The 26,332-nt window shown below is 62.9% G+C and carries 25 protein-coding genes and 1 pseudogene; 20 read left to right on the top strand and 6 right to left on the bottom strand.

The genetic code is table 11. The features are described 5' to 3' along the window. Positions 1 to 2: 2 nt before the first annotated feature. The gene (clpA, locus tag CK221_RS11075) at positions 3 to 2,468 is read left to right on the top strand and encodes an ATP-dependent Clp protease ATP-binding subunit ClpA (protein ID WP_066992605.1); all 2,466 of its coding nucleotides are present in this window, start codon (positions 3 to 5) and stop codon (positions 2,466 to 2,468) included. 241 nt (positions 2,469 to 2,709) lie between these two features. Here the strand turns inward: clpA and CK221_RS11070 are convergent, their stop codons facing one another. Both CK221_RS11070 and CK221_RS11065 read right to left on the bottom strand, forming a co-directional pair. Then, a complete protein-coding gene (locus CK221_RS11070) occupies positions 2,710 to 3,804 on the bottom strand; it encodes a phosphatase PAP2 family protein (protein WP_245299550.1) in 1,095 nt (364 codons plus the stop codon). Between the two features lie 212 nt (positions 3,805 to 4,016). Beyond that, positions 4,017 to 4,445 carry an HIT family protein gene (locus CK221_RS11065; protein WP_095777734.1) on the bottom strand — a complete coding sequence of 143 codons (429 nt, stop codon included), beginning with the start codon at positions 4,443 to 4,445 and terminating at the stop codon, positions 4,017 to 4,019. Positions 4,446 to 4,600: 155 nt separating this feature from the next. Here CK221_RS11065 and CK221_RS30210 point away from each other — a divergent pair, with 155 nt between their 5' ends. Beyond that, the gene (locus CK221_RS30210; protein WP_170950204.1) at positions 4,601 to 4,765 is read left to right on the top strand and encodes a hypothetical protein; all 165 of its coding nucleotides are present in this window, start codon (positions 4,601 to 4,603) and stop codon (positions 4,763 to 4,765) included. 21 nt (positions 4,766 to 4,786) lie between these two features. Here the strand turns inward: CK221_RS30210 and CK221_RS11060 are convergent, their stop codons facing one another. The 3 genes from CK221_RS11060 to CK221_RS11050 all read right to left on the bottom strand — a co-directional run bounded on the left by CK221_RS11060 (position 4,787) and on the right by CK221_RS11050 (position 7,370). Further along, positions 4,787 to 6,001, bottom strand: coding sequence for a GNAT family N-acetyltransferase (locus CK221_RS11060; RefSeq protein WP_095777733.1), 1,215 nt, complete (start codon positions 5,999 to 6,001; stop codon positions 4,787 to 4,789). A gap of 164 nt (positions 6,002 to 6,165) precedes the next feature. Next, positions 6,166 to 6,894: a glycerophosphodiester phosphodiesterase gene (locus CK221_RS11055; protein WP_095777732.1), complete on the bottom strand. Its 729-nt coding sequence runs from the start codon at positions 6,892 to 6,894 to the stop codon at positions 6,166 to 6,168. Between the two features lie 11 nt (positions 6,895 to 6,905). Next, positions 6,906 to 7,370, bottom strand: coding sequence for a RidA family protein (locus CK221_RS11050; protein ID WP_066992618.1), 465 nt, complete (start codon positions 7,368 to 7,370; stop codon positions 6,906 to 6,908). 138 nt (positions 7,371 to 7,508) lie between these two features. Between CK221_RS11050 and CK221_RS11045 the strand changes: the two genes are divergently transcribed. From CK221_RS11045 to tsf, 5 genes are all read left to right on the top strand, one after another. Further along, positions 7,509 to 8,339, top strand: coding sequence for a cell envelope integrity EipB family protein (locus CK221_RS11045; protein ID WP_095777731.1), 831 nt, complete (start codon positions 7,509 to 7,511; stop codon positions 8,337 to 8,339). A gap of 95 nt (positions 8,340 to 8,434) precedes the next feature. After that, positions 8,435 to 9,730 carry a hypothetical protein gene (locus tag CK221_RS11040; protein ID WP_095777730.1) on the top strand — a complete coding sequence of 432 codons (1,296 nt, stop codon included), beginning with the start codon at positions 8,435 to 8,437 and terminating at the stop codon, positions 9,728 to 9,730. A gap of 64 nt (positions 9,731 to 9,794) precedes the next feature. Continuing rightward, positions 9,795 to 10,073, top strand: a complete 279-nt coding sequence (locus CK221_RS11035) for a DUF4031 domain-containing protein (RefSeq protein ID WP_067319872.1) — start codon at positions 9,795 to 9,797, stop codon at positions 10,071 to 10,073. A gap of 259 nt (positions 10,074 to 10,332) precedes the next feature. Beyond that, positions 10,333 to 11,112 (top strand): 30S ribosomal protein S2, encoded by a 780-nt coding sequence (rpsB, locus tag CK221_RS11030; protein ID WP_059188654.1) that lies wholly within the window; start codon positions 10,333 to 10,335, stop codon positions 11,110 to 11,112. A 119-nt stretch (positions 11,113 to 11,231) separates the two neighbouring features. Further along, positions 11,232 to 12,152 (top strand): translation elongation factor Ts, encoded by a 921-nt coding sequence (gene tsf / locus CK221_RS11025; RefSeq protein ID WP_095777729.1) that lies wholly within the window; start codon positions 11,232 to 11,234, stop codon positions 12,150 to 12,152. Between the two features lie 27 nt (positions 12,153 to 12,179). Here tsf and CK221_RS11020 read toward each other — a convergent pair whose 3' ends face one another. After that, entirely contained in the window at positions 12,180 to 13,106 is a 927-nt protein-coding gene (locus CK221_RS11020; protein ID WP_095777728.1) for a LysR family transcriptional regulator, read from the bottom strand. A 119-nt stretch (positions 13,107 to 13,225) separates the two neighbouring features. Here CK221_RS11020 and CK221_RS11015 point away from each other — a divergent pair, with 119 nt between their 5' ends. The 13 genes and pseudogenes from CK221_RS11015 to lpxB all read left to right on the top strand — a co-directional run bounded on the left by CK221_RS11015 (position 13,226) and on the right by lpxB (position 26,325). Next, positions 13,226 to 13,753: a nuclear transport factor 2 family protein gene (locus tag CK221_RS11015; protein WP_095777813.1), complete on the top strand. Its 528-nt coding sequence runs from the start codon at positions 13,226 to 13,228 to the stop codon at positions 13,751 to 13,753. A gap of 29 nt (positions 13,754 to 13,782) precedes the next feature. Beyond that, positions 13,783 to 14,892, top strand: coding sequence for an aldo/keto reductase (locus CK221_RS11010; RefSeq protein ID WP_095777727.1), 1,110 nt, complete (start codon positions 13,783 to 13,785; stop codon positions 14,890 to 14,892). 151 nt (positions 14,893 to 15,043) lie between these two features. Next, positions 15,044 to 15,766: a UMP kinase gene (pyrH, locus tag CK221_RS11005; RefSeq protein WP_067319888.1), complete on the top strand. Its 723-nt coding sequence runs from the start codon at positions 15,044 to 15,046 to the stop codon at positions 15,764 to 15,766. Positions 15,767 to 15,855: 89 nt separating this feature from the next. Beyond that, positions 15,856 to 16,410: a ribosome recycling factor gene (gene frr, locus CK221_RS11000; RefSeq protein WP_082980388.1), complete on the top strand. Its 555-nt coding sequence runs from the start codon at positions 15,856 to 15,858 to the stop codon at positions 16,408 to 16,410. 20 nt (positions 16,411 to 16,430) lie between these two features. Further along, a pseudogene (locus CK221_RS10995) lies at positions 16,431 to 17,162 on the top strand (isoprenyl transferase); the annotation flags it as partial. A gap of 10 nt (positions 17,163 to 17,172) precedes the next feature. After that, complete coding sequence (locus CK221_RS10990) at positions 17,173 to 17,988, top strand: phosphatidate cytidylyltransferase (protein WP_095777725.1); 816 nt, start codon at positions 17,173 to 17,175, stop codon at positions 17,986 to 17,988. 103 nt (positions 17,989 to 18,091) lie between these two features. Continuing rightward, on the top strand, positions 18,092 to 19,234 hold the full coding sequence (gene rseP, locus CK221_RS10985) for an RIP metalloprotease RseP (RefSeq protein WP_095777724.1): 1,143 nt from the start codon (positions 18,092 to 18,094) through the stop codon (positions 19,232 to 19,234). 218 nt (positions 19,235 to 19,452) lie between these two features. Next, the gene (bamA, locus tag CK221_RS10980; protein ID WP_095777723.1) at positions 19,453 to 21,825 is read left to right on the top strand and encodes an outer membrane protein assembly factor BamA; all 2,373 of its coding nucleotides are present in this window, start codon (positions 19,453 to 19,455) and stop codon (positions 21,823 to 21,825) included. Positions 21,826 to 21,903: 78 nt separating this feature from the next. Continuing rightward, a complete protein-coding gene (gene lpxD, locus CK221_RS10975) occupies positions 21,904 to 22,959 on the top strand; it encodes a UDP-3-O-(3-hydroxymyristoyl)glucosamine N-acyltransferase (RefSeq protein WP_095777722.1) in 1,056 nt (351 codons plus the stop codon). Continuing rightward, on the top strand, positions 22,952 to 23,413 hold the full coding sequence (gene fabZ, locus CK221_RS10970) for a 3-hydroxyacyl-ACP dehydratase FabZ (RefSeq protein ID WP_066992658.1): 462 nt from the start codon (positions 22,952 to 22,954) through the stop codon (positions 23,411 to 23,413). Before lpxD ends, fabZ begins: the two co-directional genes overlap by 8 nt. Before the next feature lie 15 nt (positions 23,414 to 23,428). Next, entirely contained in the window at positions 23,429 to 24,265 is an 837-nt protein-coding gene (lpxA, locus tag CK221_RS10965) for an acyl-ACP--UDP-N-acetylglucosamine O-acyltransferase (protein ID WP_095777811.1), read from the top strand. Beyond that, a complete protein-coding gene (lpxI, locus tag CK221_RS10960; RefSeq protein WP_095777812.1) occupies positions 24,252 to 25,154 on the top strand; it encodes a UDP-2,3-diacylglucosamine diphosphatase LpxI in 903 nt (300 codons plus the stop codon). The genes lpxA and lpxI overlap by 14 nt, the downstream gene beginning before the upstream one ends. Further along, positions 25,144 to 26,325: a lipid-A-disaccharide synthase gene (gene lpxB, locus CK221_RS10955; protein ID WP_095777721.1), complete on the top strand. Its 1,182-nt coding sequence runs from the start codon at positions 25,144 to 25,146 to the stop codon at positions 26,323 to 26,325. The genes lpxI and lpxB overlap by 11 nt, the downstream gene beginning before the upstream one ends. Positions 26,326 to 26,332: the final 7 nt, after the last annotated feature.

Below are 26,332 nucleotides of genomic sequence, written 5' to 3'. Positions count from 1 at the left end.
ACATGCCGGCTTTCTCCCAAGGCCTGGAAAAGGCGCTACATCAGGCGCTGACGTTCGCCAACGAGCGGCATCATGAATATGCAACGCTCGAACACCTGCTGCTGGCGCTCATCGACGACACCGAGGCGGCCGCGGTGATGCGCGCCTGCAATGTCGATCTCGACGAGCTCAAGCACACCGTTCTGACCTATATCGACACCGAGCTCGACAACCTCGTCACCGGTTACGACGAGGATTCGAAACCGACCGCCGGGTTCCAGCGCGTCATCCAGCGCGCCGTCATCCATGTGCAGTCGTCCGGCCGCGAGGAGGTGTCCGGAGCCAATGTGCTCGTCGCAATCTTTGCCGAGCGCGAAAGTCACGCGGCCTATTTCCTGCAGGAACAGCAGATGACCCGCTACGACGCGGTCAACTACATCTCGCACGGCATCGCCAAGCGCCCCGGCGCTTCGGAGTCGCGCACGCCGCGCGGCGCCGACGATGAGCAGGGCGGCCAGAACGGCGCCGAGCCGCAGGAGGACGGCGGCAAGAAGAAGCCGCAGGACGCGCTGACGGCCTACTGCATCAACCTCAACAACAAGGCCAAGGCCGGCAAGATCGATCCGCTGATCGGTCGCGAAAGCGAAATCAATCGCACCATCCAGGTGCTGTGCCGGCGCTCCAAGAACAATCCGCTCTATGTCGGCGACCCCGGCGTCGGCAAGACGGCGATCGCCGAGGGCCTTGCCAAGCGCATCGTCGAAGGAGACGTGCCCGAGGTGCTGCAGGACGCCACCATCTTCGCGCTCGACATGGGCACGCTGTTGGCCGGCACCCGCTATCGCGGCGACTTCGAGGAGCGGCTGAAGCAGGTCGTCAAGGAGCTTGAGGATTATCCCGGCGCGGTGCTGTTCATCGATGAGATCCACACCGTGATCGGGGCAGGGGCCACGTCCGGCGGCGCCATGGATGCGTCCAACCTGTTGAAGCCGGCGCTGTCGTCCGGCGCGATCCGCTGCATCGGCTCGACGACGTACAAGGAGTTCCGCCAGTTTTTCGAGAAGGACCGCGCGCTGGTGCGGCGCTTCCAAAAGATCGACGTCAACGAGCCGACCATCGAGGACGCCATCGAGATCATGAAGGGCCTGAAGCCCTATTTCGAGGAGTTCCACAAGGTCCGCTACACGAGCGAAGCGATCAAGGCTTCGGTGGAGTTGTCGGCCCGCTACATCAGCGACCGCAAGCTGCCGGACAAGGCGATCGACGTGATCGACGAGACCGGTGCCTCGCAGATGCTGGTGCCTGAGGCCAAGCGCAAGAAGACGATCGGCATCAAGGAAATCGAGGCGACGATCGCCACCATGGCGCGCATCCCGCCGAAGACGGTTTCGGCGGACGACGAGAAGGTGCTGCAGGGTCTCGATGTCGAGCTGAAGCGCGTCGTCTACGGTCAGGATACCGCAATCACAGCGCTGACGTCGGCGATCAAGCTGGCGCGGGCGGGCCTGCGCGAGCCGGAGAAGCCGATCGGCTCCTACCTGTTCTCAGGGCCGACCGGCGTCGGCAAGACGGAAGTGGCCAAGCAGCTCGCGGCCTCGCTCGGTGTCGAGCTGATCCGCTTCGACATGTCGGAATATATGGAACGCCACACCGTCTCGCGGCTGATCGGCGCACCTCCCGGCTATGTCGGCTTCGACCAGGGTGGACTGTTGACCGACGGTGTCGACCAGCATCCCCATTGCGTGCTGTTGCTCGACGAGGTGGAGAAGGCGCATCCGGATCTGTTCAACATCCTGTTGCAGGTGATGGACCATGGCAAGCTGACCGACCACAACGGCAAGCAGATCGACTTCCGCAACGTCATCCTGATCATGACGACCAATGCGGGCGCATCGGACGCTCAGCGCGCGGCGATCGGCTTCGGCTCGACCAAGCGCGAGGGCGACGACGTCGAGGCTATCAACCGGCTGTTCACGCCCGAATTCCGCAACCGTCTCGACGCGATCATCCCGTTCGGCTCGCTGCCGATACCGGTGATCCATCAGGTGGTGCAGAAATTCGTCATGCAGCTCGAGGCCCAACTTTCCGAGCGGGGCGTCACCTTCGACCTGTCGCCGGACGCGATCGCCTGGCTGGCCGACAAGGGCTATGACGAGCGCATGGGCGCGCGTCCGCTCGGCCGCGTCATTCAGGAGCACATCAAGAAGCCGCTGGCCGACGAGGTGCTGTTCGGCAAGCTGAAGAAGGGTGGCACGGTGCGCGTCACCGTCGAGAAGAAGGAAACCGGCGAGACCGGCCTGAAGCTCGAATCGTTGGCCGATGAAGCTCCGGTGAAGCCGAAGAAGGAAGAGCCCGAGGACGCGCCGAAGCCGAGGAAGGCGGCGGCGAAGAAGCCTGCCGCCAAGAAGGCGGTGGCGCAGAAGCCGGAGCCGAAGGGCAAGGACGGCGGCAAGCGAAGCCTGGTGCCGCAACTGCCCCGCAAGGGCTGATCGACCTGAGCGCGTCCCGCTGAAACGGATTCAGGCGGCGCACGCTAGTCTAGGTGCTTGTTACCAAAACGGCCGCCCGCCTTTGGGCGACATGCATTGAAGTCAAAAAGCCCCGGCAACGGGGCTTTTTGATTGGGAGGAACCGGCACGTGACGGCTGGCCAAATCATCCATACCGAATGGCGCGCGGCCCTCCGGAAGTCGAGCATTGCCGCCCCGGGAAATGTTTGCTGGCTGCAGAGTCAAGCAACGCCGTCCGGCGCGAAGCGTGTCAGGAAATATCCGCACGCCTTCCAGATCATGATCGACAAGAGCGCACCCGCGTAGCCGTCGATGGCATAATGCCAGCCAAGCGCAACTGAGCCGACCATTATCAAGGCAGCGAATGCCCACATCAGGATACCGGCCGGCCGGGAGCGCTGCGTTGCGTACAAAGAGAAAAGCACCGCCATCGCCACGTGCATGGACGGGAAAGCGGATATGCCGATGCTGCCGACGGTCGCGCCGGTATAGCCGCTCCATAGCATGTCCTGCGTGCTAAGCGCCCAGATCGGATAGATGCGATCGGCGGCGGCGAGTGCCTGCATGAGGGGACGGAAGTCACCGCCGAGTCCCAGTCGGTCGTAAAAGCACGGCCCTGCCGACGAGAGCCCCATCGCCAGGAAGAAGCCGCCAAGCGTCCATATCAGCATGAAGCTCATCAGGAACTGATGGCGCAGCTTCGTATCTTTGCGCGTGATGCAGGCGGTGAAAACCGTGGCGATGAGCACGATGAACCAGAAATTGTAGGCGAGATTGAGCATCCTCAATGCAAATGGCGACTGGACGACAAACCACAGCCATTCGTCCGGGGCTCTACCGAAATGCAGGATCCGATCGGCGTGGGCCAGCGCCTTGTCCCATGCAAAAGGGGAGAGGATTGCGATGGCTCCTTTCAGAACACCGACGGCGGATACGAAGGCGATGCTGGCGGTCAGGCCGTTGAGACTGTTGGCCGTGCGTTCGGCGTCGCCGAAAAAGCTGCCCAGCGATTTCAGGAAGGTGCCGAGCGGTTCGGGATCCCGTTTGACCAGCGCAAGGTGGAGAAAGATCCCAAGTGCAAAGACGCAACCGCAGATCCAGAAAGCGATCAAAAGGTACTCAATGTATTCTTTCAATATGCCGAAATCCGGCATGTTTCCGGTGCGCATGCCGATAGCTATTGCCAGAAGCAGAGCGCCGACGGCCAAGGCGTGAAGCAATCTGTGTCGTCGAAAGGCGTGTGCCAGGGCGATCAGAAAAGCCCGTCCGCCAGCCATCCTCGCAAGGGGGGTCGACGCCGCAACCGAATTGTCCATGGTTTGAAACCCAATAGCTCGCCACGCCCCAGCGTTCTACAACGAGATGGTTCGATATTTCCTAACCAAACGATTCGAGTGCAAACGGTCGCATCCGGGCGCCGCACGCGGCCGGCCGGGGAAAAACGCGCCGGGGTTGTCGCGGCAAACCGATATAGGATCGTCAGTGCGAGGCTGTCAGTCGGCCTTCAACGGCGACGGGGCCGCGCGCTTTAGTTTCCCAGTGCCGCGCGGATCTTGCCGGCGTTCTCGGCCAGCACTTCCGGCTTTTCCATCTGCCCGGAATGGGGCTTCAGCGGCACGCCGTCGAAGCGCGGAATGACGTGGACATGGAGATGGTAGACGGTCTGCCCGGAGGCCGGCTCGTTGAATTGCATCAAGGTGACGCCGTCGGCGTTGAAGGCCTTTTTCACGGCAACCCCCACCTTCTGCACCACGGCAAACAGCGGACCGAATGTTGCCGGATCGGCGTCGAGGATATTGCGCGACGGCGCCTTCGGCACCACCAGCGTATGGCCGACTCCTTGCGGCATCACATCCATGAAGGCTACGACCGCATCGTCCTCATAGATGCGGTGCGAGGGGATTTCGCCGCGCAGGATTTTCGCAAAGATGTTGCCGGGATCGTAGGCTTCGGCCATGGCGGGCACTCCGGATTAGGTCGTCGTCCGGTGTAGCGAAGCCGCTTCCGAGCGGCAAGACGATTGAGCCGATCTGTCGGCAGCGCGGTCGGCCATCGCTGTTCCATGATCGCAGGTGTTGTCGTCTGATACGTCAATGTCAGGATGGAGCGACTGTGAAGTGGATCGTCGCCGGATGGCTGTTGTTCATTGTGTCGGCGCTGTTCTTCATCGCCGCCGCGTGGCGCGCAGGCGATCTGCTGGCGCTTGGCGGCGGCATTTTCTTCCTGGTTGCCTGCTTTTCGCTCCTCGTTCCGATCGCGGCCCGAAAGCCGCAATGACTGTGGATGGCAAGGCCCGAGCTATTCCTTGAGATCCTTGCGGAACGGGGTGTGCTCTTCGAGATACTCCCCCATCCGCTCCACCTCGCGACGCTCGCGGCGAAGGTAGTCGGCAACCGCGTTGCGCAGGCCGGGATGGGCGATGTAGTGCGCCGAATGCATGGTCACCGGCTGGTAGCCGCGCGCCAACTTGTGCTCGCCTTGCGCGCCGGCCTCCACCACCTTCAACTTGCGCTCGATCGCGAAGTCGATCGCCTGATGGTAGCAGACCTCGAAATGCAGGAAGGGGTGATCCTCGATGCAGCCCCAGTTGCGGCCGTAAAGCGCGTCGGACCCGACGAAGTTGATGGCGCCCGCAATGTAGCGGCCGTTGCGCTTGGCCATGACCAGGAGAATGTCCTCGGCCATGCGCTCGCCGATCAGCGAGAAGAACTGGCGGTTGAGATAAGGGCGGCCCCATTTCCTGCCGCCGGTATCCATGTAGAAAGCGAAGAAATCGTCCCAGACGCGTTCGGTGATGTCCCTGCCGGTCAGCCAATCGATGCTGATGCCGTCGGCCAGCGCCTCGCGACGCTCCTTTTTCATCGCCTTACGCTTGCGTGAAGCGAGCGTGGCGAGGAAGTCATCATAGCTCGAAAAGCCTTCGTTGAAGAAATGGAACTGCTGGTCGGTTCGGTGCAGGAAACCCGCTGCTTCGAGCGTCGCAATGTCGGGCTCGGCGGCGAAAGTGACATGCGCGGAAGACACGCCGAGCTTGTCGGTCACCAATTTCAGGCCGGCGGCGAGGCCGGCCCTCACCGCGCCTTCGTCCTCGCCCCTGCTTACGAGCAGGCGAGGCCCGGTGACGGGCGTGAACGGCACCGAGCATTGCAGCTTCGGATAATAGCGCCCACCTGCGCGCTCGAACGCGTCCGACCAGCCGTGGTCGAAGACATATTCGCCCTGACTGTGCGATTTGAGATAGCAAGGCACGGCGCCCAGCAGCTTGCCTTGCGCCGTCTCGAGCCTGAGGTGATGACCCTGCCAGCCGGTGCGCCGTACGGCACAGCCAGAATCCTCAAGCGCGCTCAGAAAACCGAATGAAACGAGCGGGTTGTAGCCGTTTGCTGTGTCGCCGCGCGTGGTTGCGGCGAAGCCGTTCCATTCATCGCAGGTGAATGCGCCGATGGTCGTCGCGATGCGGACCGAATAGTCCGCATTCGCTGTCGGTCCATCGTCGTCGTCACCCTGATCCATCCGGCTTATTTAAGCGTCCTCAGGGCTGCTACAAGTCACGTTTCAGGCACTGCCTCACAGCATGATGCCGAAAGTGCGAAGCGGTTTTCGGACGGCATCATGCTCTCTCTCAGATTGATTTCGGCGGATCTGATCCAGGTCATTCGACCTGAAATCATCCAGCTCTAGGCGACCTTGACCAGGTCCGGCTCAAAGCCCTCGAAGGTCATCTGGTCGGCATATTTGAAGGTGAGGTCGACCGCCGGCTGGTCGTGCACAGTCCAGGTGATGACCGGCATCTTGAGCTTTTCGCGCACGAAGCTGACGAACGGGTTCGGCAGATCGCCGGCGGCGTAAGAGGTGAAGGCGAGGTTGTGCGCCAGCATGGCAAAATGCGCCTCGATCAGCTGGTCGTCCTTGCCGTAGGCGGTGAGCCCGCCGGGAATGCCCGGCGCCTCCTTGGCGAAGGCGCGGATCAGCCAATGGTCAAACGACATGATCGCCACCTTGCCAGTGTAGCGCTTGAGCAGCCTGCCGACGCTTGCGACCAATCCTTTGTCGTGGCCGGGAACACCTTTCAGCTCGACCACCAGCGGCACGCGTCCGTCGATCAGGTCGAGCGCGTCCTGCAACGTCGGCACATGATCTTTCGTGCCGCCGACCTTGAGCGCGGCAAGCTCGGCCGCGGTGCGTTGCCAGACGAAGCCATCCTCGCCTGTCAGTCGTTTCAGGTCGCAGTCGTGGATGATGACGGGAACGCCATCGGACGAGACATGCACGTCGCATTCGATCGCGTAACCGCGCTCGGCTGCCGCGGCGAAGGCCGACAGCGTGTTCTCCCAGCGTGTCTTGTTCATGTCGTGGAAGCCGCGATGCGCGACGGGGCGGGCAATCAGCCAGGAAAGGTCGGTCATGTCAGGCTCGTTCACTCGACTTCGAAGATCGCTTCGATCTCGACCGCGGCATTGAGCGGGAGCGACGCAGTGCCGACGGCGGAGCGAGCGTGCTTGCCACGTTCGCCGAGGACCGCGACGAGGAAGTCGGAGGCGCCGTTGGCGACCAGATGCTGCTCGACGAAGTCCGGCGCCGAGGCGACGAAGACCGTGATCTTGACCAGCCGGCGAATTTTTTCGAGATCGCCAAGTGCTGCCTTGGCCTGCGCCAGAATGTTGATGGCGCAGAATTTTGCGCCCTCCTTGCCGGCGGCGGTATCGATGTCGCGGCCAAGCAGCCCGCTTGCCTGCAGCTTGCCGTCCTTCAGCGGCAGCTGCCCGGCGGTGAAGAGCGTGTTGCCGGTCCGGCAGTAGGGCACGTAGTTGGCGGCCGGCGCTGCTGCGGCCGGAATGGCGACGCCGAGATCGCTTAGCCGCTTTTCGATTGTTTCGCTCATTGGTTTTCCCTATTGCTGGAAGGCGCCGCGTTGGCGGGGCCGAAATTGCTATTTTTGCCTCGCTTCCGCCACGACTTTTTTTAAGCTGGACCATCTTTCCCTGCGGCCTGCCATCGGCCGCGACGATCGGAGCACTGCATGCGCTTGACGCGCCTTTTCCTTTCCGCCGCTCTCGTGTCGGCGGCCATCCCGATGGCTCCGGCCCTTGCCGTGCCAGCGCTGCAGGCGCACCGCGCCGTCTACGATCTCACCCTCAACAAGGCGTCCGACCGCTCCGGCATCACAGGCATCTCCGGCCGCATGGTCTATGAGTTCAACGGCTCTCCCTGCGAGGGCTATACGGTGAAGTTCCGTTTCGTCACGCAGATCGTCACCAGCGAGAACACCAGGCTGACCGATCAGCAGACGACGACGTTCGAGGACGCGGAAGGCAAGACCTTCTCCTTCGTGACGAAGTCCTTCGTCGACCAGAACCTCGACAAGGAAGTCAAGGGTATGGCGACCAGGGAGCCGAAAGGCCTCAAAGTCAACATCGACAAGCCCGAGAAGAACACGCTCGAGCTCGCCGCCACGCAGTTCCCCACCCAGCACCTCGTGGAGCTGATCGGCAAGGCCGAGAAGGGCGAGAACTTCTATCAGACCAATCTGTTCGACGGCTCCGAGGATGCCAATAAGGTGATGACGACCACCGTCGTCGTCGGCAAAAGAGCCGACGCCGACAAGGCGGACCCGGAAGCGCCGGCGCTCGCCAAGCTTGCCACCGACAAATACTGGCCGGTCGACATCGCCTATTTCGACGACACCGACAAAAGCGGCGAAGAGGTGCCGGAGTACCGGATCAGCTTCAAACTGCATGAGAACGGCATCACGCGCGACCTCGTCATGGACTATGGCGACTTCTCGATGACCGGCAAATTGGTGAACCTGTCGCTGTTCGATCAGGCCAAGCCCTGTCCGGCCTCGAAATAGCGGCGGGTTAACCACTACGGCGATCCGTCGCCGAGCCCGACTTGAAGGCGCCGCAATCCCGTTCCAGCATTCCCGTAGGCATTTCGGGGGAAAGCTTGGGCAGGATCGACGTGTTCGTGGCGCCGCGACCCAATCCGGCGCTGATCAAGGTGATGACGATCGTCAACCGGATCGTCATGCTGCGAGGGGTTCCCGGCTTCCGCGACTTGTTGCCGTTCAATCGGCTCGCCGGCCTGCGCGGCGTCGCCAATGTGCGTCACATCGACTTTCCCGTCGCCGACCAACAGAAGCTGCAGACCTGCTGTGGCCAAGGCCAAGCGACGTTCATCACGCCCAACCATCCGGAATTCTTCACCGACTGGATGATCGACAAGGAGATCGTCTCGCGCGTCAGCCCGCTTGCCGCCTCATGGGCAACACATGGGGTGGTGAACGGGCTCGGTCGGCTGATGCAGAAATTTTGGCTGGCCAACAATCTGATCGCGCAGATTCCCGGCAACAGCGAAGCCGCCAAAGCGCATTCGGTCGATTGGGCGCTGAAAGGCCATGGCGTGCTGCTTCATCCGGAAGGCAGCGTCGGCTGGCACGGCAACTATGTCGCGCCGCTGCTTCCCGGCGCGGTGGAGATGGGGCTGGCGGCCCTGAAGCGCGGGCGCGAAACCAACAAGGATTTCAAGGTCTGGGTGGCTCCTGTTGTCTGGAAGCTCGCCTTCATCGGCAATGTCGAGCGGCCGCTCGCCAGGGAATGCGCCTATGTCGAGAAAAAGCTGAAAATGGAAAGTGTTGCAGCCGGCTCCCTGCCGGAGCGCGTCTACAGCATCTATTCAGGCCTGCTCTCCCTCGACGAGCAGGCCTGCGGCCTGACCGCAGAGGCGGGCGCTTCCTTTGCCAGCCGCCAGCAAAGGGTGCTGGCCGAGCTTGGCCTGCGGCTCGCCGATGCCGTTGCGGCCGAACCCGACCTCGATTTGGCCGAGTTGCTGCGGCGTTCACGCCGGTGGCTGCGCGAGGGCAAGGCTGATGCGGATGAGCAGAAACGCGTGCGAAAACTGGCGGAAACGATCCAGCGCGTCCAGCGCGTCGGCTCCTGGGCCTTCGCCAATCAGACGATAACCCAGGAGGAGATCGCCGAGCATCTGAAGCGCATCCGCAACGACTATTGCAAAGGCAACTTGCGCGATTCGATCAACCGCTTCATTCCGCAGCCCGCCGGGCCGCGCTGCGCTCACATCCGCGTGCCCGAGCCGTTGGCGCTTCATGCCTATGATGGTTCGGTCGAAGAGGCGCTCGCCGTGCTGCGCTCAAGGATGCAGGAAGCGGTGTCGAGAATCGTGACCGAACTTGAAGCCGCCGGCGGCTTCATTTCCTATCCGAATCCCTTCTATCATCGCTGACTTCGCGTCGGCCCGGGATGATTGTGAGCGGGCCGCCGATGTCGGTTGGAGTGCGGCAAGCTCGATGGCTGTCTATGTCGATGCGGCGATCTGGAAATGGGCCGGCCATCGCTGGTGCCATCTGCTCGCCGACGACACCGACGAGCTCCACCGCTTTGCCGCCGAACTCGGCCTCAAGCGCTCGTCCTATCAGGGGCCGCCGAAGACTTCGGCGCCGCATTACGATATCACCGGCTTTGAGCGCGACCGCGCCGTGCGGCTTGGCGCGGTCGAATGCAGTCGCGAGGAGATTGTCGCCGTCTTCCGCCGCGTCAGAGTGCCGAACGGCAAGACCCGACGCTGACGGAGTTTTGATGCATGTCGTTGTCCCAGAACCGCCGAACACTTCTGGGCCACATGCATAAGTGCGCGGATCGCCGCAGGTGAGGGCGTTTTCTGGTAGCTCGCTTGCGTTTACGAGACTTCCCCTCTATATGCGCGCTCATTCCACACACGGACTTTGGTGTCTGCCCGGGAGAAGTCCGGCTGAAACCTCCGGTGGCATCAGGACATAAGTCCGAAATGCCTGTGTCCGTGGAGGCCAACCGGAAAGGAACTAAGGAATGGCTCTGCCTGATTTCAGCATGCGCCAGCTTCTGGAAGCTGGTGTTCACTTCGGCCACCAGACCCACCGCTGGAACCCGAAGATGGCGCCCTACATCTATGGCGCCCGCAACAACATCCACATCATCGATCTGTCGCAGACGGTGCCGCTGCTGCACCAGGCCCTGAAGCAGGTTTCCGACACCGTCGCCAAGGGCGGCCGTGTGCTGTTCGTCGGCACCAAGCGCCAGGCTTCGGACATCGTCGCCGACGCCGCGCAGCGTTCGGCCCAGTATTACGTCAACTCGCGTTGGCTGGGCGGCATGCTGACCAACTGGAAGACGATCTCGAATTCGATCCAACGCCTGCGCAAGCTCGACGAGACGCTGGCCGGCGAGGCCCAGGGCCTCACCAAGAAGGAGCGCCTCAACCTCGACCGTGAGCGCGAGAAGCTCAACAAGGCGCTGGGCGGCATCAAGGACATGGGTTCGACGCCGGACCTGATGTTCGTCATCGACACCAACAAGGAAGCGATCGCCATCCTCGAGGCCAAGCGCCTCGGCATCCCGGTCGTCGCCATCATCGATTCCAACTGCGATCCGGACAAGATCGACTTCCCGATCCCCGGCAATGACGACGCGGCCCGCGCGATCCAGCTTTATTGCGACCTGATCGCCAAGGCTGCGATCGACGGCATCGCCCGGCAGCAGGGCGCGCTGGGCATGGACATCGGCGCGTCGGCCGAGGCTCCGGTCGAACCGGCGCTCGACACTCCGGCCACTGAAGCTCCGGAAGCTTGAAAAACGAAGGCCGGCTTCGGCCTTCATCTTTCCAATAAGTTGGCGCGTTAAAGCGCTTTTGCCGGGCGCATCATCGGGATTCGATGGTGCGTCGGCGCTTTTGAAACAAAGAGGCGACAATGAGCATTTCGGCTGCACAGGTCAAAGAACTCCGCGACTTGACCGGCGCGGGCATGATGGACTGCAAGGCGGCGTTGAAAGAAACCAACGGCGACATAGAAGCGGCCGTCGACTGGCTGCGCAAGAAGGGCATCTCCAAGGCCGACAAGAAGGCCGGCCGCACCGCGGCGGAAGGCCTGATCGGCGTCGATTCCGGTGTTCGCGAAGCCGCGGTCGTCGAGGTGAACTCCGAGACCGACTTCGTCGCGCGCAACGCCGCCTTCCAGGAAATCGTCGCCAACGTCGCCAAGGTGGCGCTCGCCTATGGCACGACCGAAGCAGTTGCCGCGGCCAAGTATCCGGGCTCCGACAAGTCAGTCACCGACACCATCAAGGACGCGGTCGGCACCATCGGCGAGAACATGGGCTTCCGCCGCTCGGCCAAGCTCACTGTCCCGCATGGCGCGGTGGCGACCTATGTCCACAATGCCGTCGCGGATGGCCTCGGCAAGCTCGGCGTGCTGGTCGCGATCGAGACCACCGGCAATGAGCATGCGGCGAACGCCTTCGGCCGCCAGGTCGCCATGCATGTCGCCGCCACCAACCCGGTTGCGCTGACTGCCGAGGAAGTCGACCCGGCCCTGATCGAGCGCGAGAAGGCGATCTTCTCCGACCAGGCGCGCCAGTCCGGCAAGCCGGAAGCCATCATCGAGAAGATGGTCGAGGGCCGGCTGCGTAAGTTCTATGAAGAGGTGGTGCTCCTGAAGCAGGCCTTCGTGCTCAATCCCGACATCACCGTCGAGAAGGCGCTGAAGGATGCCGAGAAGGAGATCGGCGCGCCGGCCAAGATCACCGCTTACCTGCGCTTCGCTCTGGGCGAAGGCATCGAGAAAGAAACGACCGATTTCGCGGCGGAAGTCGCGGCCGCGGTCAAGAAATAGCCCGAAGCAAAAGTAAGGCTACAGAGCTCAGGCAACTCGGCCGGGTGTCCGCATGGATGCCCGGCCGATCTCTTGAGCGGTATCGATAAAGGCTCTGAGCTTCGGCGCCATCGATGCCCGGCGCGGGAAATAGAGGAACAGGCCCGGCTCCTCGATCGCCGTCTTCGGCAGGATCTGAACCAGACGACCCGCGGCGAGATCGGCGCGCACCAGCGGCTCGAATGCGTAGGCGAGCCCGACACCAGCAAGCGCAAGATCGATCGCCGCAAGGGAATCGGTGACGATGGCCGTGCCGCGCGTCTCGACCACGACATCCTTGCCGTTCTCGTTCAGATCCCAACGATAGAGCCCGCCGGCGCGGACAAGCCGGTAGCCGATGCAATTGTGCTTGGCGAGATCGGCCACCGCGCGGGGACGGCCGTGCTTTTCGACGTAGGCGGGCGAGGCGACAACCACCGCCTTGAAGGGAGGCGTAAGCCGCACGGTGATCATGTCCTGTGCGATCATCTCGCCCAGCCTGATGCCGGCATCGAAACCCTCGCCGACGATATCGACCAGGGCCTGGTCGGCGAAGACCTCGACCGTTACCTCCGGATAGCGTTCGGCCATGGCCGCGATCACCGGCGTGACCGCCAGGGGGATCGCGATATTGGACGCATTGATCCTGAGCAGGCCGGAGGGCCTGCCGTTGACGCCGCGGATGCGGTCGATGCGCTCGGAGATGTCCTGCAGGGCAGGGGCCGCGGTCTCCACCAGCGCCTTGCCGGCTTCGGTCAGCGAAACGCTGCGCGTTGTGCGCGCAAACAGCGGCTGGCCGATGCGCTCTTCCACCAGCCGCACCGCATGGCTGACGGCCGACGGACTCATGCCGAGCTCGGCCGCGGCAAGCGCGAAGCCGCCGCGCCGAGCCACGGCGACGATCACCGGCAGATGCGTCAGCAGATCTCGATCCATTCATGAATAACATCGCATAGTCCTTGCGAACAATGCAATCTTATCGATGCCGTCAAGGTGGTCCACATTGTCGCCAAACACATCGGCGGTGGGGCGCGATGCGCAAGGAGAAGAAAAACATGAATGCTTTGAGACACGTGACCTTCGCGGCAGGACTGGCACTGGCGCCCGTCGACGCCGGCGGAGCCGAACCAATGGGCTGGCAAATGCTCGCCGACGAGCGCGCCGTCATCCGCATCGCGGATGCCATTGACCGCGCCGTCGATGCGCAGGATTGGAAACTCGCCCGCAGCTTCTTCGCCGACCGGGTTACCGCGGACTTCAGCAGCCTTTCCGGACAGCCCGCGGCCACGGTCGCCTCCGACGATCTGATCGGCGCCTGGGCTGCCAATCTCAAAGGCAGCCAGACGAGCCTGCACCTGCGGACCAACCATCAGGTCGAAATAGAGGCCGATACGGCGACCGTCCGTTCCAACGGCTATGCCTGGAACAGGATGGAAGGCAATGGCGATCCGCTCTGGGAGGTCTGGGGCACCTATGAGCATCGCCTGACCCGATCGGGTCAAGGCTGGAAGGTCGACGGCTTCACGTTCCGCATGACGCATGAGCGGGGCAATCCCTGGGTGAAAGCGACGCCTGGCCAATAAGCCCATACTAAACACGATCGGAACACGTCATGAGCATGAACTACTACACGCTTGGCAACAGCGGCCTGCGCGTCAGCCGGCTGGCGCTGGGCACCATGACCTTCGGCACCGAATGGGGCTGGGGTGCTGACAGGGAAACCGCCCGCGCCATGTTCGACGCCTATGTCGAGGCCGGCGGCAATTTCTTCGACACGGCCGACCTCTACACGGACGGGACCGCAGAGACCTGGCTCGGCGAATTCGTCGGCGAGCGCGGCTTGCGCGACAAGGCGGTGATCGCCACCAAATTCACGATGAACAAGGAACCCGGCAATCCGAATGCCGGCGGCAATGGCCGAAAGAACATCATGCGCGCGGTGGACGCTTCGCTGAAGCGGCTCGGAACCGACTATATCGATCTTTACCTCATGCATGTCTGGGACAGGCTGACGCCGGCCGAGGAGGTGTTGCGCACGCTGGACGACTTGGTGCGTGCCGGCAAAGTACGCCATATCGGTCTTTCCGACGTGCCGGCCTGGTATGCCGGGCGGGCGCAGGCGATCGCCGAACTGCGCGGCTATGAGCCGGTCTCGGCCCTGCAGCTCGAATATTCGCTCGCCGAGCGCTCGATCGAACATGAATTCGCGCCTTTCGCCTCGCGTCACGGCGCCGGCATGATGGTGTGGAGCCCGCTGGCCAGCGGCCTGCTCAGCGGCAAATACCGCCCGGCGCGGGCCGGCAATGCCGGCCGGCTCGACGGGTTCCGCAACACCACGCATCCGGGTTTCCAGAAATTCAGCGAACGCAATTGGGCGATCGTTACGGAACTCGAGAAGGTGGCTTCCGAACTCGATCGAAGCATGGCGCAGGTGGCGCTGAACTGGGTTGCGGCGCAGCCGGGTGTGGCCACCGTCATCCTCGGCGCGACGAAACTTGCCCAGTTGCAGGACAATCTGCGGGCGCTCGACTTTTCAATCCCTGCCGAGTTCCGCAAGCGGCTCGATTCGGTGAGCCTTGCGCCCTCGCCGTTCCCGCATTCCTTTTTTGGACCCGAGATCCAGGTCAGGGTGGCCGGCGGCGTCGTGACCGGCGACAAGCCGTCCGGCTATTCGCTGCCGGTCCTGATCGAAGGCGAGGCGGTCAGCATCAGCAGCAACTGATCGGAAAAGCCTGGAATTTTGCGCGAGGGCGCGGCGTGACATGGCCGCGCCCTTCGTGTATCGGGTCGAACCATCGTGCCAGCGCCGCCAGGCGAAGCGAGGCGCCTTTCGCCTCCAGATTTGCCCGCGCCGAGATTTTTCGAGGAACCAGATGACGGTGAAGCCCCTCTATCGACGTGTCTTGCTGAAAGCTTCGGGCGAAGCCTTGATGGGGGAACAGCATTTCGGCATCGACGTCTCGGTCGTCGACCGTATCGCAGCCGACATTGCCGAGGCGCGGGCGCTTGGCGTCGAAGTCGGAGTCGTGATCGGCGGCGGCAACATCTTCCGCGGCGTGGCCGTCGCCTCCAAGGGCGGCGACCGCGTCACCGGCGATCACATGGGAATGCTCGCCACCGTCATCAACTCGCTGGCGCTGCGCACCTCGCTGAACAAAATTGGCGTCGACGCCGTAGTGCTTTCGGCCATTGCCATGCCGGAACTCTGCGAAAGTTTTTCACAGCGCCAGGCGACCGCCTATATGAACCAGGGCAAGGTGGTGATCTTTGCCGGCGGCACCGGCAATCCGTTCTTCACCACCGATTCGGCCGCAGCGCTGCGCGCCGCCGAGATCGGCGCCGACGCGCTGTTCAAGGGCACCCAGGTCGACGGCGTCTATTCGGCCGACCCGAAGAAGGATCCGGATGCGGTGCGCTTCGACCGCATAAGTCATGCCGAAGTCATCAAACGCGGGCTTACGATCATGGATACGGCCGCGATTGCACTTGCGCGTGAAAACAACATTCCGATAATCGTCTACTCGATCCACGAAAAAGGTGGTTTCGGCGAAATTCTAAGAGGCGGCGGCCGCTGCACCATCGTCGCGGACAATTGACTGGGGCCGAAGACGGCTGAATGATCGCCGGTCCCGGACGAGACTAGAAGACAAGCAGTGAACCCGGCGAACGGGTCGAGGAGATGATCATGAGTGGCGAGTACGACGATCTCAAGCGGCGCATGGACGGGGCGATCGCGGCCTTCAAGCACGATCTCGCTTCGCTGCGCACCGGCCGCGCTTCCAGCAACCTGCTCGACGCCGTCCAGGTCCATGCCTACGGTACGACGATGCCCATCAACCAGGTGGCCAATGTATCGGTGCCCGAGCCGCGAATGATTTCGGTCTCGGTCTGGGACAAATCGATGGTGAGCGCCGTCGACCGCGCTATCCGCGAGGCCAATCTTGGCTTCAATCCGATCGTCGACGGCACCAATCTGAGGATTCCTTTGCCCGAACTCAACGAGCAGCGCCGCAAGGAACTGGTCAAGATCTCGCACGGCTATGCGGAGAACGCCCGCGTCGCGGTTCGCCATGTCCGTCGCGACGGCATGGATTTCCTCAAAAAGGCGGAAAAGGACGGCACGATCAGCGAAGACGATCATCGCAAGCGCTCCGACCAGGTTCAGAAGCTGACCGATGAGATGATCAGCACCATCGATCACCTGCTTTCCGATAAGGAAGCTGAAATCATGCAGGTTTAGGGTCGGTTTCTCACCGGCTCGAAAGCGAGACCATGACAACCCCCGCGCATGTCGCGATCATCATGGACGGAAACGGACGCTGGGCCAAGGCGCGCGGCATGCCGAGGCTCGCCGGCCACCGCGCCGGCGTCGAAGCCTTGCGCAAGACGGTGCGCGCCGCGCCAGAGCTCGGCATCTCCTATCTGACGGTCTACGCCTTCTCCTCTGAAAACTGGTCGCGGCCGAAGTCCGAGGTCAGCGACCTGATGGGCCTCCTGAAGCTCTTCATCCGCCGGGATCTCGCCGAGCTGCATCAAAACGGCGTGCGGGTGAGGGTGATCGGCGACAGGGAGGGGCTGCAGCCGGACATCAGAGGCCTGCTGCAGGAGGCCGAATCGCTGACCGCGGGCAATGAGGCGCTGACGCTGGTCATCGCCTTCAACTATGGCGGGCGCGACGAGATCGTGCGCACCGCGCGCAAGCTCGCCGATGCCGTGGCTCGCGGCGACATGACAAGCGACGCCATCACGATGGAGAGCTTTGCCGGCTCGCTCGACACCGAGGGCATTCCCGATCCAGACCTCGTGATCCGCACCAGCGGCGAGCTCAGGCTGTCGAACTTCCTTTTGTGGCAGGCCGCCTACAGCGAGCTCGTCTTCCTGCCTTGCTACTGGCCGGACTTCAGTCGGGAGCACCTGGCCGACGCCCTGCGCGACTTTGCCGGCCGCGAACGCCGTTTCGGCGGGCTCGCCGCCCGCGACGTCGCCTTGTAGCGCGGCATCGATGAGCAACCTCCAGCAGCGTGTCATCTCGGCCATCGTGATGGCAGCCGCCACACTTGCGCTCACCTGGCTCGGCGGGCTGCCGTTCCGCCTGTTCTGTGCGGCGATCGCGGCGTTGATCTTCTACGAATGGACGCGCATGTCGCGCGCTGAGAACGGTGCGACGCTCGGCTTTCTGCCGGAAGTGCTGATTCTGGTCTTCATCGGCGTGCTGATCGCCGGCCTGCCGGCACTTTGGCTGCTGCTTCTGGTCGCAGCCATCACTGCTATCGTTGCTGTTGCCGCGCGGCTGCGGGGAGCAGCGCAGTGGGAGGCCTCGGGGCTGGCATACGCGTCGTTGTCCGGCTTGTCGCTCGCCTATCTGCGCGGGGACAGCCACTCAGGATTGATCGCCATCCTCTTCCTGTTCGCGGTCGTCTGGGCGACCGACATAGCGGCCTATTTCGTCGGCCGCAGGGTCGGCGGCCCGAAGCTTGCGCCATCGATCTCGCCCGGCAAGACGCAGAGCGGCGCGCTTGGCGGCGCTGTCGGCGGCATCGCTGCCGGATTGGTGCTGGCAATCGCCGCCGGGGCCGGCAATCTCACTATGCTCGGCCTCGTCGCCTTGGCGCTCTCGATCGTCTCGCAGATCGGCGATCTTTTCGAATCCTGGGTCAAGCGCCGGCACGGCTGCAAGGATTCGAGCAATCTCATTCCCGGCCATGGCGGGGTCATGGACAGGGTGGACGGGCTTGTCGCGGCTGCGTTCGCCCTGTACGTCATCGGTTGGATTGCGGCGGGCGCCGACCATCCGGCAATGGGGCTGTTTCCGAACTGACTGGCGTCGCCAATGGGCGAAAATGACGCGTGCCACGGATTCGCCCGGATTGATGCCACAGTCGCGGCGGACTGTCGCGCTGGGCGAATTTTGAGGGCATGACTTGAACGAGATTCTTCACGCGCTCTTCAGCACGCAGGGCTTTGTCCTCGGCACCCTTGTGCCGTTCTTGTTCGTGCTCACCGTCGTGGTGTTCGTGCATGAGATGGGCCACTACCTGATCGGCCGCTGGTGCGGCATCGGCGTCAAGGCTTTTGCAATCGGCTTCGGCCCGGAGCTCTTCGGTTTCAACGACCGCCACGGCACGCGCTGGAAGCTTTGCGCCATTCCGCTTGGCGGCTACGTCAAATTCGTCGGCGACATGAACGCGACATCGAGCCAGCCGAGCACCGAAGACCTCGAATCGCTGAGTGAGGCCGAGCGCGAGGTCGCCTTCCACACCCAGCCGATCTGGAAACGCGCGGCGACCGTGGTCGCCGGGCCGATGTTCAATTTCCTGCTGACGATCGCCGTGTTCGCGGTGCTGTTTTCGCTCTATGGCCGCCCGGTGATGGAGCCGATGGTGGCCGAAGTCAGCGCCGGCAGCCCGGCGGCGCGGGCGGGCATTCAGCCCGGCGACAGATTCGTCAGAGTCGACGGCAACAAGGTGGAGACCTTCGCCGACGTTCAACGCCTGGTTTCGGGCCGCGCCGGCGACGCCATCACCTTCACCATGTTGCGCGACGGCAAGGAAATCACCGTCACCGCGACACCGGAACCGATGGAGCAGCAGGATGCGCTGGGCAACAAGGTCAAGGTCGCGATCATCGGCGTGGCCAACAATGCGGAGCTCGGGCAGCCGCGACTGGTCTCCTACACGCCCGCGGGCGCGCTGGCGGCGGCTGTCGAGGAAACCGGGCATGTGATCGAGCGCACCGGGCAATTTCTGCAACGTTTCGTCGTCGGGCGCGAGGACAAATGCCAACTCGGCGGCCCGATCAAGATCGCGAAAATGTCGGGTCAGGCGGCCAAACTCGGCTTCGAGTGGCTGGTGCAGCTTGTTGCATTCCTGTCAGTCGGGATAGGGATTCTCAATCTGCTACCGATTCCCCCTCTCGACGGCGGCCACCTCTTGTTCTACGGCGTGGAGGCCGTCATAAGGCGGCCCGTGTCGGAGCGGATGATGGAGATGGCCTACCGGACCGGTCTCCTTCTGGTGCTCGGATTTATGGGTTTCGTTTTTTGGAATGATCTGTTTGGGTGCTGAAATCATGAAGGAATTTGGCTTCGGCCCCACCCATATTGAGACGCCGTTTACCATGCGTGGGGATATGCGTGACACGAAAGCCACGCAACAGGGTTAAGTAAATACAAATTAACCGGGAGCCTTGCGTGTAGGGGAAATCCGGTTAATACGGTAAGGGAAAATACCGCACGTCCGGTTTTCTCGCCGTGGGGACTACGAGAAAAAGGTACAAAAGCCCGATGAAGGCAGCATCCAAGTTTCTGAGCGCCGCGTCCGCGGCGGCTTTGTCCGCCGCCCTGGTTTTGCCAGGCGCGCTCGCAGTGCAGTTCGTTGCCACATCGGTAGCCGAAGCAGCAGTGGTCAGCAGGGTCGAGGTCAGCGGCAACCAGCGTGTCGATGCCGAAACCATCCGCAATTACATTTCGATCAAGCCCGGCAAGGCGTTTTCAAGCGCCGATGTCGATAGCGCCGTGAAAGCCCTGTTCGGCACCGGGCTGTTCTCGGACGTCCAGATCAATCAGGTCGGCTCGACCCTGGTCGTCAAGGTTTCCGAATACAAGGTGGTCAACCAAGTCCTGTTCCAGGGCAACAAGAAGCTCAAGGACAACGCGCTCCAGGCCGCTGTGCAGCTGAAGCCGCGCGCGACCTTCTCGCAGCAGGCGCTCGACGCCGACGTCGAGGCGGTCAAGGCTGCCTATCGGCGTATCGGCCGCGACGACGCCGCCGTGACCTCCCAGATCATGGACCTCGGCGACAACCGCGTGAACGTGGTCTTCAACATTAACGAAGGCGCGCGCACGCAGATCGCGGCGATCAATTTCGTCGGCAACAGCGCTTTTTCCAGCCGTCGCCTGTCGGACGTCATCAACACCAAGCGCTCGTCCTGGCTTTCGTTCGTGCTGCGCGACGACGTCTATGACGAGGACAAACTGCGCGCCGATCAGGAGTTGCTGCGCCGCTTCTACTACAATCACGGTTACGCCGATTTCCAGGTCGTTTCGGCCGTCGGTGAGTTGGACGAAGCCACCAACAAATACACGGTCACCATCACCGTGCAGGAAGGCGAGCGCTACAACTTCGGCGACATCAGTGTCGAGAGCACGATTCCCGAGGTCGACTCAAAGTCGCTGGAATCGGTGGTCCAGACGCACAAGGGCGATGTGTATAACGCCAAGGACGTCGAGGACACGATCGTTGCGCTCACCGAAAAGGTCGCCGGCTCAGGCTATGCGTTTGCCCAGGTGACGCCGCGCGGCGACCGCAATTTCGAGAATCACACGATCTCGGTCGTCTACACAATCGACCAGGGCACCAAGGCCTATATCGAGCGCATCGAAATCCGCGGCAACGACCGCACGCGTGACTATGTCATCCGGCGCGAATTCGACGTCAGTGAAGGCGACGCCTTCAACCAGGTTCTTATCCAGCGCGCGAAGAAGCGGCTGGAAGCCCTGGATTATTTTGAAAAAGTCGACATCTCGACGGTCCCTGGGTCCGCTCCGGACCAGGTCGTCCTGGTGGTTGACGTGGTCGAGAAGTCGACCGGTGAGTTCTCGGTCGGCGCCGGCTATTCGACCGGCGGCGACACGCCGGGCCCGTCCGTCGAAGGCTCGATCACCGAGCGCAACTTCCTCGGCCGCGGCCAGTACATCAAGCTGTCGGCCGGCGGCGGCAAGAACTCGCGCGACTATGCGATCTCCTTCACCGAGCCGTATTTTCTCGGCCGGCGCATCGCGGCGGGCTTCGACATCTACAAGTCGACCAGGGAATACAACAACCACTACGACAGCGATACCACGGGCGCGACTATCCGCTTCGGTCTGCCGATCACGGACAGTATTTCGACGCAGCTGGCGTATAATATCTCGCAAGAGAAATATAAGGTCGACGACAGTTGCGGCCCCACCAGCCCTGCTGATCCGGACGGCACGTGCACCATTTCGCCGGCCATCTTGGAAGGCGTAGCTCAAAGTCCGTGGATTAAGTCGTCGGTCAGCCTCGGGCTAGTCTACAACACCATCGACGATATGAAGAACCCGCATGAAGGGCTCTACGTCACTGGTACGACCGAGGTTGCCGGTCTCGGTGGTGACGCCAAGTGGGTGAAGTTGACCGGGCGCGCAAGCGTCTACCAAACGCTGTCCGAGCAGCTCGATCTGGTCGGTCTGATCTCCGGTGGCGCTGGCCATATCGCCGGGTATGGCAACGATGGTCTGCGCATCTTCGACCAGTTCCAAAGCACTGATCGTATGATCCGTGGCTTCGAATATGGCGGCATCGGCCCTGTAGATACCAATACGGGTGACCATCTCGGTGGCACGACCTATTTCAATGCCTCGGCCGAAGCCCAGTTCCCGTTGCCGGCTATTCCGGAAAGCTTTGGCTTGCGGGGCGCGGTGTTTGCCGATGCTGCAACGCTCTATGGCAGCGCAATTCATACTGCAGGCGTCACCCAGTCCTCGACCGATATGAAGCTGCGCGCTTCGGTCGGTGTCGGGCTGATGTGGGCGTCACCGTTCGGTCCGATCCGAATCGACTATGCGATCCCGGTGAAGAAGGAACCGACCGACGACGTGCAGGAATTCAACTTCGGCATAGCGACCCGTTTCTAATCCGCGGGTTACGATGTTTCCGGGTCGTGTGATGGCCCGGAATCGACTGATCCGACCTAGCTGGATAATGTTTGTGGAATGACCGATCCGGTGTTCTTCGCGCCTTCACGCCGGTATACGGCTGGCGAGGTCGCGAATCTGACCGGCGCCAATCTTATTGATTCTTCGCAGGCCGACATCGCCATCGACGCGCTGGCGCCCGCCAATGAGGGTGGCGACGGTGCGCTCGTCTTTGTCGACGGCAAGCGCAATTTCGCCTTGATGCATTCGCTCAAGGCGGCTGCCGTTCTCTGTCCTGCCGACTTCGCCAACAGGGCGCCGCAGGGGATTGCGGTGCTGGCGCATCCGCGCCCGCAGCAGGCCTTCGCCATGGTGGGGCGGCTGCTCTTTCCGCAGGCCGCCACGCCCGGGCCGATGACCGGCGAAACCGGCATTTCGCCGCAAGCGCACATCGATGCGTCCGCGCATGTCGAAGCGGGTGCGATCGTGGAGGCGGGCGCCGTGATCGGTCCCGACGTTTCTATCGGGAGCGGCACGGTCATTGCGCCCCATGCGGTCATTGGCCGCTCCTGCAAGATAGGTCGTGATGGCTATGTCGGTCCGGGCGCCAGCATCCAATATGCGCTGATCGGCAACCGCGTCATCATTCATGGCGGTGCGAGGATCGGTCAGGATGGCTTCGGCTTCGTGGCCGGCGCGAAGGGACCTGAGCGCGTGCCGCAGATCGGCCGCGTCATCATCCAGGATGACGTCGAGATCGGCTCCAACTCGACCGTCGATCGCGGTGCGATGTCCGACACGATCATCGGACAAGGCACCAAGATCGACAATCTGGTGCAGATCGCCCACAATGTTCGCATCGGCCGCAATTGCATTATAGCCGGGCTTTCGGGTATTTCCGGTTCCGTCGTCGTCGGCGACAACGTCACCATGGGTGGCGGCGTCGGCCTCGCCGATCATTTGACCATCGGTCCCGGGGCCAAGCTTGCTGCGAGAAGTGGATTCATGAGCAACGTGCCGGCGGGCGAGGTCTGGGGAGGCTATCCGGCACAGCCAATGGCGGAAGCCATGCGTGAGATCGCGATGCTGCGCAGGCTGGCCAGGACGCGCAAGCAGGGCGACGGAAATGGCTGACACGGTTGCGACGACACTTGAGGCGGTCGACATAATGGGGCTGATGAAGCTCCTGCCGCACCGTTATCCGTTTCTGCTGATCGACCGTATCGTCGAAATCGACGGCGACGACTCCGCGGTCGGCATCAAGAACGTGACCATCAACGAACCGCATTTCCAGGGCCATTTCCCGCAGCAGCCGGTGATGCCGGGCGTGCTCATCATCGAGGCGATGGCCCAGACCGCCGGCGCGATCTGCATTCGCAGCCTCAATGCGGAAAAGCCGTCGCTGGTTTATTTCATGACCATCGACAACGCGAAGTTCCGCAAGCCGGTCGTCCCCGGCGATCAGCTCAGGATCCACGTCAAGAAGATCAAGAAGCGCGGCAACCTGCTGAAATTTGCCTGCGAGGCGATGGTGGATGGCGCAAAGGCCGCCGAAGCCGAAGTTTCGGCTATGATGGTCACCGGCTGACGGTTTCTAATGCTCATGAAAGTTCAGACATCAATCCACCCTTCCTCGGTCGTCGAAGAAGGTGCCCAGCTCGGCGAAGGTGTGCGTATCGGACCCTTCTGCCATGTCGGCGCCGACGCCGTCATCGGCGATCGCGTCGAGCTGGTCAGCCATGTCTCGGTGATGGGCGCGACCACCGTCGGCGGCTCGACCAAGGTCTATCCAATGTCGACGCTCGGGGCGCCGCCGCAGAACACCAAGCACAAGGGCGGGCGCACGACGCTGGTCATCGGTGAAAACTGCACCATCCGCGAAGGCGTCACCATGCATGTCGGCACCGATTCCAGCCGCGGCGAGACGACGGTCGGCGACAATGGCAATTTCCTGGCCTATGCCCACATTGCCCATGACTGCGTCGTTGGCAAGAATGCCACCTTCGCCAATGGGGCGACGCTCGGCGGGCATTGCGAGATCGGCGACAATGTCTATATCGGCGGCCTGACCGCCGTGCATCAGTTTGTCCGCGTCGGCGACAACGCCTTTATCGGCGGCTGCTCGGCGGTCGTCGGCGACGTCATTCCCTATGCGATCGCGGTCGGCAATCGCGCCAAGCTGCGCGGGCTCAACGTCATCGGCCTGAAGCGCTCCGGCCTGCCGCGCGCCGAAATCTACATGCTGCGAAGGGCTTACAGGGCGATTTTCGACCACTCCCGCACGGTCGGGGAGAACGTCGAGATCGCCAAGGCGGAGTTCGCCTCGTCACCGACGGCCATGAAGATGATCGACTTCATCACCAGTCGCGGCAAGCGGCATTATGCCGTCCCGCCGCTCAAGGGCGGTGGCGGCGATGACGATGGCGATGACGAGGGCTGAGCCCGCCGGGTCAGGGCTTGCACTCGCGCCGGGCTCCAGGGTCGGCATCATCGCCGGTGGCGGCAGCCTGCCGGTCGAAGTGGCGGAAGGTCTGGTCAGACAGGGACATTCGCCTTTCATCATCCTGGCCGAGGGCGAGGTGGATCGCGAAGTGGACTTTGCCGCCTACGAGCAGGCGACGCTTGCGCTCGAAGACATCGGCTTCCTGCTTCCCTTGCTGAAGCGCGAAGGCATTAACCACCTGGTTCTTGCCGGCGAGATCAAGCGCAGGCCGCGGCTTGCGAAGATACGTCCAACGCTCAGTCTGCTGACGATAATCCCCTCCGTGGCAATGGCGCTGGCCCGCGGCGACGACGGGCTTTTGAAGGTTCTGACGCGCGGGCTGGAAATGCGCGGTATCACCGTGGTCGGAGCGCATGAGATCGTTCCAGATCTCGCTGCCGGCGAGGGCACGCTGACCAAGGCAGGACCAAAGCAATCGGACTGGCGCGATATCGAGGCGGGCCGCGCGGCGGCCAAGGCGATCGGCGAGCTCGACATCGGCCAGGCGGCGATTGCTATTGGAGGGCGGGTTATCGCGTTGGAAGGCATCGAAGGCACTAAGGGCCTGCTCGAGAGGACGCGCGAATTGCGCGGACACGGCAGGCTCGCCGGCAAGACGCGCGGCGTTCTCGTCAAATGCGCCAAGCCAGGGCAGGAGCTGCGCGCCGACCTGCCCTCGATAGGCCCGCAGACGGTCGAGGCCGCACATGCGGCCGGCCTTGCCGGCATCGCCGTCGAAGCCGGCCGCTCGCTCATTCTCGAAAGCCCGGTGACTCTCGCGCGGGCCGATGCGCTTGGCTTGTTCATCGTCGGATTTACCGCGACGGAGCCGACCGATGGCCAGTGAGAGGCCGCTCAAGATCGCCATCGTCGCGGGCGAGGAATCGGGCGATCTGCTCGGCGCCGACATCGTGCGTGCGCTCGAGAAGACCACCGGTCGTAAGATCCGGCTCGTCGGCATCGGCGGCCGGCATCTGCAGGAACTGGGGCTGACACCGCTCTTCGACGGCAGCGAGATCGCGCTGATGGGCTTCAGCGCCGTCTTGCGCGACCTGCCGCGGCTGATGCGCCGGATCAGCCAAACAGCCGGCACCATCGCGGCGGAGCGGCCGGATTGCCTGATCACCATCGACAGCCCTGATTTTTCGCTGCGCGTCGCCAAAAGGGTCCGCGCCGCCGCGCCCGCCATCCCGATCGTCCACTATGTCTGCCCGAGCGTGTGGGCATGGCGGCCGGGCAGGGCGGCGGCGATGAAGCCCTATGTCGATCACATCCTCTGCATCCTGCCCTTCGAAGTGAAGGCGCTCACCCGACTTGGTGGGCCGCCCGGCACCTATGTCGGCCACCGGCTGACCCAGGATCCCGGCGTGCTTGGCGCCGCCAAGGCGCAGAGCTTGCCGCGGGACCTGTCGGAGGATCGCGTGAAGACGCTGCTCGTGCTGCCCGGCTCGCGCCGCGGCGAGGTGCGCCGGCTGATCGAGCCGTTCGGCAAGGCGATATCGGTCTTGCATCAGCGCGGTCACCGCTTGCGGCTGATGCTGCCGACGGTGCCGCATGTCGCCGACCTGGTGAAAACATCCGTCACGCGTTGGGACGAGAAGCCCGAGATCATCACCGATCCGGAGCGCAAATGGTTGGCTTTCGGCAAGGCCGATGCGGCTCTGATCGCCTCCGGAACAGTTTCGCTCGAGCTTGCGCTTTGCGGTGTTCCAATGGTCTCCAGCTACAAGCTCGATCCGATCGCGAGGCAGCTGCTGCAGCATCTGGTGACGACCTGGTCGGCGCTGCTGCCCAACCTGATCGCCGATCGCGCGCTAGTGCCGGAGTTCTATGATCAGTATGTCAGGCCGGAGAACCTGGCGCGTCAGTTGGAAGCCCTGTTTGCCGATACCGGCATGCGCGCCTGGCAGCGGGCAGGTTTTGCCGAAATCGCCAGGCGCATGGCGACCGACAGGCCGTCGGGCGAGATTGCTGCAGAGGTGGTGCTGGGGTGCATCAGAAAAGCGAATAGGGAGTAGCGAATAA

This window comes from Mesorhizobium sp. WSM3868 (genome assembly GCF_002294785.1).
Taxonomy (GTDB): domain Bacteria; phylum Pseudomonadota; class Alphaproteobacteria; order Rhizobiales; family Rhizobiaceae; genus Mesorhizobium.
This window is presented reverse-complemented; position numbering and strand designations above follow the sequence as displayed.

What these genes read in the sequence shown, in the direction of transcription:
- clpA (WP_066992605.1), top strand. Translation starts at nt 3, where the DNA reads ATGCCGGCTTTCTCCCAAGGCCTGGAAAAGGCGCTACATCAGGCGCTG.
- CK221_RS11070 (WP_245299550.1), bottom strand. Translation starts at nt 3,804, where the DNA reads ATGGACAATTCGGTTGCGGCGTCGACCCCCCTTGCGAGGATGGCTGGC.
- CK221_RS11065 (WP_095777734.1), bottom strand. Translation starts at nt 4,445, where the DNA reads ATGGCCGAAGCCTACGATCCCGGCAACATCTTTGCGAAAATCCTGCGC.
- CK221_RS11060 (WP_095777733.1), bottom strand. Translation starts at nt 6,001, where the DNA reads ATGGATCAGGGTGACGACGACGATGGACCGACAGCGAATGCGGACTAT.
- CK221_RS11055 (WP_095777732.1), bottom strand. Translation starts at nt 6,894, where the DNA reads ATGACCGACCTTTCCTGGCTGATTGCCCGCCCCGTCGCGCATCGCGGC.
- CK221_RS11050 (WP_066992618.1), bottom strand. Translation starts at nt 7,370, where the DNA reads ATGAGCGAAACAATCGAAAAGCGGCTAAGCGATCTCGGCGTCGCCATT.
- CK221_RS11045 (WP_095777731.1), top strand. Translation starts at nt 7,509, where the DNA reads ATGCGCTTGACGCGCCTTTTCCTTTCCGCCGCTCTCGTGTCGGCGGCC.
- CK221_RS11035 (WP_067319872.1), top strand. Translation starts at nt 9,795, where the DNA reads ATGGCTGTCTATGTCGATGCGGCGATCTGGAAATGGGCCGGCCATCGC.
- rpsB (WP_059188654.1), top strand. Translation starts at nt 10,333, where the DNA reads ATGGCTCTGCCTGATTTCAGCATGCGCCAGCTTCTGGAAGCTGGTGTT.
- tsf (WP_095777729.1), top strand. Translation starts at nt 11,232, where the DNA reads ATGAGCATTTCGGCTGCACAGGTCAAAGAACTCCGCGACTTGACCGGC.
- CK221_RS11020 (WP_095777728.1), bottom strand. Translation starts at nt 13,106, where the DNA reads ATGGATCGAGATCTGCTGACGCATCTGCCGGTGATCGTCGCCGTGGCT.
- CK221_RS11015 (WP_095777813.1), top strand. Translation starts at nt 13,226, where the DNA reads ATGAATGCTTTGAGACACGTGACCTTCGCGGCAGGACTGGCACTGGCG.
- CK221_RS11010 (WP_095777727.1), top strand. Translation starts at nt 13,783, where the DNA reads ATGAGCATGAACTACTACACGCTTGGCAACAGCGGCCTGCGCGTCAGC.
- pyrH (WP_067319888.1), top strand. Translation starts at nt 15,044, where the DNA reads ATGACGGTGAAGCCCCTCTATCGACGTGTCTTGCTGAAAGCTTCGGGC.
- frr (WP_082980388.1), top strand. Translation starts at nt 15,856, where the DNA reads ATGAGTGGCGAGTACGACGATCTCAAGCGGCGCATGGACGGGGCGATC.
- CK221_RS10990 (WP_095777725.1), top strand. Translation starts at nt 17,173, where the DNA reads ATGAGCAACCTCCAGCAGCGTGTCATCTCGGCCATCGTGATGGCAGCC.
- bamA (WP_095777723.1), top strand. Translation starts at nt 19,453, where the DNA reads ATGAAGGCAGCATCCAAGTTTCTGAGCGCCGCGTCCGCGGCGGCTTTG.
- lpxD (WP_095777722.1), top strand. Translation starts at nt 21,904, where the DNA reads ATGACCGATCCGGTGTTCTTCGCGCCTTCACGCCGGTATACGGCTGGC.
- fabZ (WP_066992658.1), top strand. Translation starts at nt 22,952, where the DNA reads ATGGCTGACACGGTTGCGACGACACTTGAGGCGGTCGACATAATGGGG.
- lpxA (WP_095777811.1), top strand. Translation starts at nt 23,429, where the DNA reads ATGAAAGTTCAGACATCAATCCACCCTTCCTCGGTCGTCGAAGAAGGT.
- lpxI (WP_095777812.1), top strand. Translation starts at nt 24,252, where the DNA reads ATGACGAGGGCTGAGCCCGCCGGGTCAGGGCTTGCACTCGCGCCGGGC.
- lpxB (WP_095777721.1), top strand. Translation starts at nt 25,144, where the DNA reads ATGGCCAGTGAGAGGCCGCTCAAGATCGCCATCGTCGCGGGCGAGGAA.